This window comes from uncultured Zoogloea sp. (assembly GCF_937894855.1).
In the GTDB taxonomy this organism is placed as follows: Bacteria; Pseudomonadota; Gammaproteobacteria; order Burkholderiales; family Rhodocyclaceae; genus Zoogloea; species Zoogloea oryzae.
The window spans coordinates 1-7,785 of sequence record NZ_CALAYQ010000021.1 but is presented as its reverse complement, the minus strand read 5'-3'; the positions used below and the strand labels follow the sequence as shown (position 1 = coordinate 7,785).

General features: G+C 51.2%; 5 protein-coding genes and 1 pseudogene. 1 reads left to right on the top strand and 5 read right to left on the bottom strand.

Translation table 11 applies throughout. From position 1 onward, the window contains the following. Positions 1-455: pseudogene (locus Q0672_RS01790) on the top strand (hypothetical protein); the annotation flags it as partial. Positions 456-824: 369 nt separating this feature from the next. Here Q0672_RS01790 and Q0672_RS01785 read toward each other — a convergent pair. The 5 genes from Q0672_RS01785 to Q0672_RS01765 all read right to left on the bottom strand — a co-directional run bounded on the left by Q0672_RS01785 (position 825) and on the right by Q0672_RS01765 (position 7,160). Then, positions 825-1,850: a hypothetical protein gene (locus Q0672_RS01785; protein ID WP_298619101.1), complete on the bottom strand. Its 1,026-nt coding sequence runs from the start codon at positions 1,848-1,850 to the stop codon at positions 825-827. Positions 1,851-2,669: 819 nt separating this feature from the next. Continuing rightward, the gene (locus Q0672_RS01780; RefSeq protein WP_298619099.1) at positions 2,670-5,018 is read right to left on the bottom strand and encodes a phage/plasmid primase, P4 family; all 2,349 of its coding nucleotides are present in this window, start codon (positions 5,016-5,018) and stop codon (positions 2,670-2,672) included. A 206-nt stretch (positions 5,019-5,224) separates the two neighbouring features. Next, positions 5,225-5,740, bottom strand: coding sequence for a hypothetical protein (locus tag Q0672_RS01775; RefSeq protein WP_298619097.1), 516 nt, complete (start codon positions 5,738-5,740; stop codon positions 5,225-5,227). Beyond that, positions 5,740-5,925, bottom strand: a complete 186-nt coding sequence (locus Q0672_RS01770; protein WP_298619095.1) for a helix-turn-helix domain-containing protein — start codon at positions 5,923-5,925, stop codon at positions 5,740-5,742. The genes Q0672_RS01775 and Q0672_RS01770 overlap by 1 nt, the downstream gene beginning before the upstream one ends. A 122-nt stretch (positions 5,926-6,047) precedes the next feature. Further along, on the bottom strand, positions 6,048-7,160 hold the full coding sequence (locus tag Q0672_RS01765; RefSeq protein ID WP_298619093.1) for a DUF6387 family protein: 1,113 nt from the start codon (positions 7,158-7,160) through the stop codon (positions 6,048-6,050). Positions 7,161-7,785 lie beyond the last annotated feature (625 nt).

The following is a 7,785-nucleotide window of genomic DNA, read 5'->3' as shown; positions in this document are numbered from 1 at the left end:
CTGGCCGTCAGGCTGGCGGCTGCAAGCGGCGAATTGAATATTTCAGGGCCGACTACTTACCCCTTCAGTTGAAGTTGCGGGCAAAGAGCACCACCCAGTCCCACCGAGCACCGGTGTTCTACGTCGATATTTCTTTGCGAGACGGGGTCAGCCTGACCGAAGCAATCACCCAAGCCAAGGACAAAGCAGAACGGCATCAAGAGGCCGGTGTGAATATTGACGCACTGGAACGGGCCGCCCGGTTGGCACTGGCGAATGGTGCTTTCGAGGAAAACGAGGAGGAAGGGCCTGTAATTGTGGAAGAGTTCTTTCCCCAATCAGATAGCGACGGAGGCGATGGTGAGCGTGAAGGCTGCAATGCGGCGGACTCAGGCAGAGAAACAGTCAGCGCAAATAAGCTAAACGACAAGTTGGCAGCGAAAACCGGCAAAACTGGGGAGCAGGAGGTCGCGTGATGACCGTGCTGTTCTGGTTGGTCGGCGTTCCGGTGCTCTTGATCGCTGTGGGGGTGTTCTGGCTGTGGGTGGTATCGGCCGTCGTGAAGTGGATCTTCAGAGATTAGGAATTGGACTCCGTAAGCGCGGAGTCCAATTCATGATAGAGGTGACATGATACGTCCAGACTAGCAGACAAGTCGCGAAGGGTCGATCCTAAAAAAATCCATGAATGCTTTCAGCATCAATATTTTGGCGTTTATTTGCCAGCAACTATCAGCCACCTTGACCGGCGCGACCGAAATACTCAATTATTCTGCAGGCTAAGCGATCACAAAATAAATGTCAGACTTATGGACACACCCTGCACCGATGCGAAAAGACATGTCACTACTTTGCAGCAACGACAATTAACGCCAGCAGCACAATTAAAAGCAATACAACGAAGAAAATTTTACTACCAGAGGATGAAGAGTTCTCGCCTGATTCGCTTACGTCCTTCCCCTCTCCCCTCTCAGGGATGCCCACCCTCGATCCCACTTGTGAAGAATGTAACTCATCCCTGTCTTGGTGGTGCACGCAGTAGTGAGAGTCTTCAGACATAACAGGTTCGGTACAGTTATCGCAAAAGCAACGATGTTGAGGACAGTAGGGGGCGACTTCGGTCCGAACTTGTGAGCATCGCGATGTGAGCTTTTTCCATGAGCAACAACTGGCGCGCTCTTGTGATTCCAACTGCTCAATTTCCGCATCGTACTGTCTCTGATCAAGAAGCAAGGCCATACGCTGCTGTTCAATTTGTCGGCGTTTTACGACTCGCGCTTGCGCATTCAGCTTAGCGAACTGGGTATAGTCGGCGATTTTTTGATTCCACGTTTCCTTGAAGGCTTGCTCTCGCTTGGAAAATAATAGGACAAGCTTTTCAAGCTCCCTCAAAGCACTGTCGTATGCGTTGGCTCTGTCGATAATTTTTTGGTCAGCTAAATTGTCGCTAATCAAACCAGCGAGACTACCTCTTCTCGCTTGAAGCGATGGAAGCAACCACTCCTTAAGAGAAGTCAGGATCTGCGACGTCGAGTCCCAATTGAACGAATCGATATTAACGACCTTCTTTGCAAAGAGCCTGTCGATATTCGTAATGTTACGGGCATCGCCAAATATCTTTACACCATCTGACACCGTTAATACCGCGGCACCGGCCATGAGCAATCCAGCAACACCAGTCCCCTGCGCAAGAGCCTGTATGTGATGCTTTTCAAGTCCGGTCTTCTTTTGGATAGAATGAAAGACTGAATCCAATTGCCCGCGATTTTTTCCGGAAATAGTGTCCTCGAAGTTTGCTCGCTCAAGGCTCCAAACAAATTCAAGGTTGTTCAGCCGCAAATTATCCGATTCGCTAACTTGAAGGTGGCTCATGTAGACCTCTAGAATAATGTATAAGCATAATTCTACGTGAGATTTAAATCGGTAGGTGAAAGAACTTGCCTAGGCCTCACACTGCCACCAATCTACTCATCCGAGCGCGTGTACGTTGGAGCTTCCGGGGGTGACTAACCTGGACGCCGGCCCATTGAGCCCTTGAAAATTCACTGGCAGTCGTTTCCTGGAAAAGCTGAAGACATACACCTATCCAGATCATTCTTATTCCGGTATCACAGGAGGAGATCATCAACTCCGAGATCTTGCACCAGCAAGCACTCGCTAAAAACAACTAAAACGACAAAGCCCGGCAGAAATTATTTGGCTATCTAGACTCAGCCGACGACAAACTTAAATGTCTGAAAATATTGGCAATATACTTTGAGGACTTTGGAGCAAAGAGCTTTCAATTGAAAATGAGCCGGCGATGCGATTACCTTCGCAATTATCGAACAGTCAAAATTTCATAAATAGCGCACGCGCTCACAATAATTAGTGGCAATGTTGCACCGAGTTGAGCTGGAAATGTGCCCGTGTAGGGTGCTGCGCGAGATGAAGGGTGTGACCAGAACAAGGCATTCGCGACACGTGCGTCAATCATCATGTCCCGTGTGAAATGGAGGCGATTTTTTGAAAAATTTCTTAGAAACTTTCTTCTATCTTAAAATTTCAATCTTTAATTTATTATTTTCTATTATTAAAAAATATATCCACCACATTCTACATGCCATAGCCAGCCGCGGCCCCTGTCGCAAAGAAGCGTGTGAGATAGAAATGATATCTACCACTCTATCTCACACATCTTACATGCTCGCGTTAGAGCTTGAACTTTGCTTTATGGGCGTTACTTGCAGCGACTTGGTGAGTTGTAACGGGAGCTTTATCCATTCTACTGATAGCCACAGCCTCAGGGGCGACGTCAACGTAGCCATTCACGACAACCTTCCAGTAGTCGCCTTTAGCTCGCCGAATTTTCTTGAACCCCAGATCAGATAAGCGACGACCGAGGCCCACAATGGACTTAGCTTTGAATCCGTTTGCCCGGCACCATTCCGTGTAGCAGTCGTAGATACTATTTGGCGTCGAGCCAAGCCCTGCTTCACCAAGCGTAAGCATATCTGCGGCAAAGAGACCTTCCGTATCGGAATCCGCCCTATAAGTAGCCAAACTACTTTCCGAAGAAGGTACCGTGGTGAACCGGCCCTGTTGCCGCAACCGCGCAAGTCCATCCAGCGCCCATCTCAAGATGCCAGGCAGCTCTTCCTTAAGGTTACCCTCCAAATTGACATCCCTGTCCTGCTCGCCAAACTGTCGATTGAAGTTGAGGATGATGGCGCGACGAAAGAACCCTGTCGACAGGTCCAACAAACGAGGGAGGTGGTTGGTAGCCGCAATGAGACGCACGAAGGGGCGAAACGAGAAGGAGTCTTGGTACTTTCGCTCCGCTTGAAGAACGTCACCAGAAACAATTGCTTTAAGGTGGCTGTCAGCCATAGTAGCGCTGGCACTCATTTCCGATGAAATATTCAGCAACTTATCCTGTAACTCGGCTCGAACAAAGGTCTTGTCCAGCGCTTCGATGTGAGCATTGCTGATGTTTTCGCTGCCAACCAAGTAAGTCAGCGTATTCAGCAGAACGCTCTTTCCGTTCCCTCCCCCTCCTACCATCCAGACAAACTTGTGCTGACTGTTGTCCGGAACGAGGCAGTAGCCGAACCACTCCTGCAGAAAGTTAATTTTCTCGGACTTATCGGAGTCCGGCGCAAATATTTCTTCGAGAAACTGTTGCCAACGCAGGCAGGATGCATCCGGAGTCCAGCTGATGTCGATTTTCGTTTTGTGTCGATATGCGGGGTCATGGGGCAGCAACTCGCATGTACTCGTGTCAAATGCACCGTTCCGAAGACAGAGCACAGTGCGATCGGGCAGAACGTTTCCTTCCGTCTCAGCTTGAAACGCCTCAAGAAGCGCAAGAAGTTCGCTAATCTTCTTCCTCTCGGCCAACTTCCCGTAAAACTGAGCGACGGTCCTTACGACTTCTGCTTGCACGTCGAGGCGGGGCCAGTACCCATCACGGTAGCCGTAGAATGACCCTCCAACAAAGACGAGACCTTGCGGGAAGCACCTCCGAAGGAATGCGTCCAGGATTTCCGGCCGTTCGTCCTCCTGTCCGAGCCTTGCCCACGTACCAAGCCCTGCAGGCGCCTTGGTCACGACACCGGATGGCAACACGCACCCGCGAAGAGGGCAATCTTTGAATCCTAGAGTCTGTATGCGCTTGCAGGTCTCCGGCTTCGACGACTCCCGGAATCGCTCAATCCTGGCCTCAGTTTGTGTCTCGTCATAGTCAGGGTGGCGGCGACTGGCCGCATGGATTGCCTGATCTCCTTCCTCGAACTGACACATGTTCGTCTGCATCGCTTTCCAGAGAGGTTCGGAGACGTTAGCCTGGTTATCGGGATGGGAAGCCCACTTGATAAAGTTACAGCGACTCAAGACCTCGCCGAGTTCCTCCAAGGTTCCCAACTCGTGGTCATTGGTACTGCGCTGAATAGGGCTCGGAGGCGTCGTTTGCGTTTGAGACGTCGCGGCTGCGGGGATGTGAGGCAGCATATCAAGAGAAAGCAAAGCTCCGTGCCCGACCCTATTGATACGATCCTTGGCATCCTTATGGCATGAGGGAATGTAGTAAATCCGGGCAGGGTCCTTGGTCGCAGCGTCGTTAATACCGCCCAACCAGTGATTGATCCGATCCCAGACGCCGCGCCAAGCGGAAGCTTCAACAGGTTCAGCCAAGGGCAAGATGACCCGGTACTTCGGCTTTTCCACCGTGTGGTTGTAAGTGCTGTGGATCAAGTAAGTGATCCCGCCGAGCATGTGCTCGACATCCTCCACCGGCGTTCCGTTGTCAACGTCGATCACCGCCATGCTGAGATGCGTAACGCTCTCATTTTTGCGAGTGGCGCCACCCTCGTATGCGGTCGGCGACCAACTTGATGTACCGGCTTTTGAAGGGGTGATGCAGTGCTTGCCGAAGATCGCTGCGAATTCGCTCCACGTCAGATCCCGACATTTGGGCACATTGTCTTTTTCGTTCTTGAACGCGCTGATGGTGAAGGTCTTGGCCGCACACCAGGGTGTAAGAGATTGTTTCTTGCTGTCCATTTTCGATTCCATCTTTTCAGAGTCTGAACGTCCTAGCATTTCCGTTAGGCAGCAGAAGTCCCAACGGCAACCGGCAGAGTAAGCCGTCCGAGAGTTGAATTTCAGCTTGAAGTTTGATGTTGCTAGGGCATAGCCGTAGGCACGTTGCAGTTCGTGCCCGCGGCAGTGGAGCCCGGTGTTCTGGGCCTCGGTTCCCGAATGACGCCCTAGAACTGCCCCTCGTCAACTACGTAGTCCTTGACCTTGATCTGCCAAGTGGCAAGGCCGAGGCTGGGGGCTTTCCCCGTGAGGATGTCTGCTTCGTTTGAAAGAAAGGAGTTCAGCTTCTCGAAGGCGTTCGAGGCAAGCCCGTTAATGTCTTTGCCTTCGATGGCATGAAGGCCAAGCACGCACTCCCAAGTGCTTTCATCAACACCGAACTTTGTCACGGAACCGACGGCGTCGGTTTGAGCCTGAGCATCAAGCCGTGCAGCGAAGCCGTAGAGCGTTTCACTCTGCTCCGTTGTGCCGATATGGTGGCCGGGAGCGGGAATCTCAATGCGAATGAAGGTCGTGAAGGACTTGATTTCGGGTAAGGGAGTCGCCTTGAGGCTAGGCCGGAAACCACGCTCCGACCGCTTCACCTTGGTGACGCGCGCCTTCCGCGTTTTGCGGATCTCGTTTTCCCCAGGGGACCGCTCTTGAAGAGCTCCCGGGGTGGTGTGGGCGTTGGGGGTGCTCATCATTCACCTCCCTTCATGAACTGCTCGAGATCAGTAAGCCGATACCGGACAAGACGGCCGACCTTCACGACAGGAAGGGGGTAGCGTTTGGTTGAGGCCCAAACCGCAAGGGTTTGCGGTTGGATGCGAAGATACTTAGCGGCCTCGGGTCGGGTGAGGAGGGTGCTGCTGGGTGCGCTACTCATGCTGTTTGCTCCTTGATGATGCATGTTTGCCGATTGGCAGCGCCATTAAGCCAAATTGATGCATCTCGAAAAACGCATGGTGCACTTGATAGTCCGTGCCTTGCAATTTTCCCGCCGGCGTGCTAGGCCCCAAAATGTGCGCCCATCAGGTGGAAAAAATAATCAGACTCGAACAACTGGGAATATAAGTCCTTTGCTGCATTTAGGCTGCTAGATTCATTTTCTGGCCTAAATAACAATTCAGTTAAATTTTCATCCGTTAATTTTACGTTTTCAAGTTTCGACCAAGCCTTAAGGTCAAAATATGGAATGACGCGACTGCTAATCCACCTTTTTGTTGTCACTTTAAGGTTCTTTTCTTCAGTCAAGTCTTGGAGCCTTCTCGATACCAGAGCTTCCTCTTCTTCGTATATTTTTGTGCGCTCTCTACAGTTTGTAATCGCCTGCTCGATCAGCTCAGATAGGCTTGCTGCAAGGTGATTTATATTCGCTATTTCAGAATTTCCGTGAGTGCTGTTTTCGTCTAGTGCTTGGCCGCTTTCTGGCTCGCGGGCGGCTATTTTGTCGTAGATTATTTTCTCTAGTCTGTTAAGTGCATTTGATATTTTTTCTGGGTTTGGGTTTTTATCGTCGAGGAATTCGCGGTAAAGGTCTTTCGCTGACTTTAATTTTTTGGCGTATGTTGCATTTTTGTTTTTAATCTCTTCGATTCTTATTTTATGCAGGGCACCCCGTGAGATGTCTCTGCGTCGCTTTAGCCATGCCTTGACGCTATTTAATATTTCAGCATCTGAAGCAGTCAATGTGATCGCCAAGAATCCGCGTGCGCATAGATGGTCGCCTAGATTGCAGTCTGGTCCCATAAAAGCTTCCTCTAGGGGCTGAAGTAGGTTTGAGACTGCGGCCGGGGGAAGTTCATTTGCAAGGAAGGTAAGGTGTTTAATATCTGCAAACGTAAGAGGCCGGACTATTGAAAAACCTCTATGCTTCAAGGCATTCTCTATTTGCATTGTTTCGGTTTCATCTATTTCTTGAGATAGCGGATCTAGAGTTATCTGTCTGATTAGATTCTTTGCCTCCGATAGACTGTTTGTGTTTATTAGGGTTTGTATGGTTCTGCGTTTATGAATTTGCTCCGCCCACTGAAGTTCATTGAACTCAGAGATGGAAGCGTACTTTTCCAAGTCAAACCATTTTCTTGCGACACGAATTGGTTCGCTAGTTTTCTTGCTCATGATAGTTCATTGATCAAAAAAGGTTAGCCCGACCCCTTAGTGGGGGCTTTTTAAGGTAGCGCAAAAGGAACGGGAAAGAAAACTATGCCGTTCCTTTTTCGCTATTAGAGATCATAAATCCCCTGCTCGGTCGTTGGCGTGAAATGTCTACGCCGCCTAGCAGGTGAGGAAGCGTCCTGTCGGCTTTCGGCCCCGGGTCGAAGCGCGGCGCTCCAGTGCATCCCAGTCCAACGAGCGTTGGGCGACGGATCTATGCCGTGCCTGGGTGGGACGAGACGACTGGGCCACACTGGCGCTGGTGATCGACTGCTTTAGCCGGGAACTGGCTGGGCTGGCACCTTTCCCGGAGCGGCAAGTCGCGCACGGCCGAGAGCGCGCTGGAGCAGGCCCTGATTGCTCGCTTCGGCTTGCTAGGACGTGTGCAGACGCCGTTCCTGCTGCGCTCGGACAACGGCCTGGTCTTCACCAGCCGCAACTAAACGGCGCTGGTCAAAGGTTACGGCCTGAAGCAGGAGTTCATCACGCCCTACACCCCGCAGCAGAACGGTCTCGTGGAGCGGATGATCCGCAGTAAGCGTCCGGCCACCCCATCTCCCCCGGGCAGCCCAAATAGCGTATTCGTGTC

What these genes read in the sequence shown, in the direction of transcription:
- Q0672_RS01785 (WP_298619101.1), bottom strand. Translation starts at nt 1,850, where the DNA reads ATGAGCCACCTTCAAGTTAGCGAATCGGATAATTTGCGGCTGAACAAC.
- Q0672_RS01780 (WP_298619099.1), bottom strand. Translation starts at nt 5,018, where the DNA reads ATGGACAGCAAGAAACAATCTCTTACACCCTGGTGTGCGGCCAAGACC.
- Q0672_RS01775 (WP_298619097.1), bottom strand. Translation starts at nt 5,740, where the DNA reads ATGAGCACCCCCAACGCCCACACCACCCCGGGAGCTCTTCAAGAGCGG.
- Q0672_RS01770 (WP_298619095.1), bottom strand. Translation starts at nt 5,925, where the DNA reads ATGAGTAGCGCACCCAGCAGCACCCTCCTCACCCGACCCGAGGCCGCT.
- Q0672_RS01765 (WP_298619093.1), bottom strand. Translation starts at nt 7,160, where the DNA reads ATGAGCAAGAAAACTAGCGAACCAATTCGTGTCGCAAGAAAATGGTTT.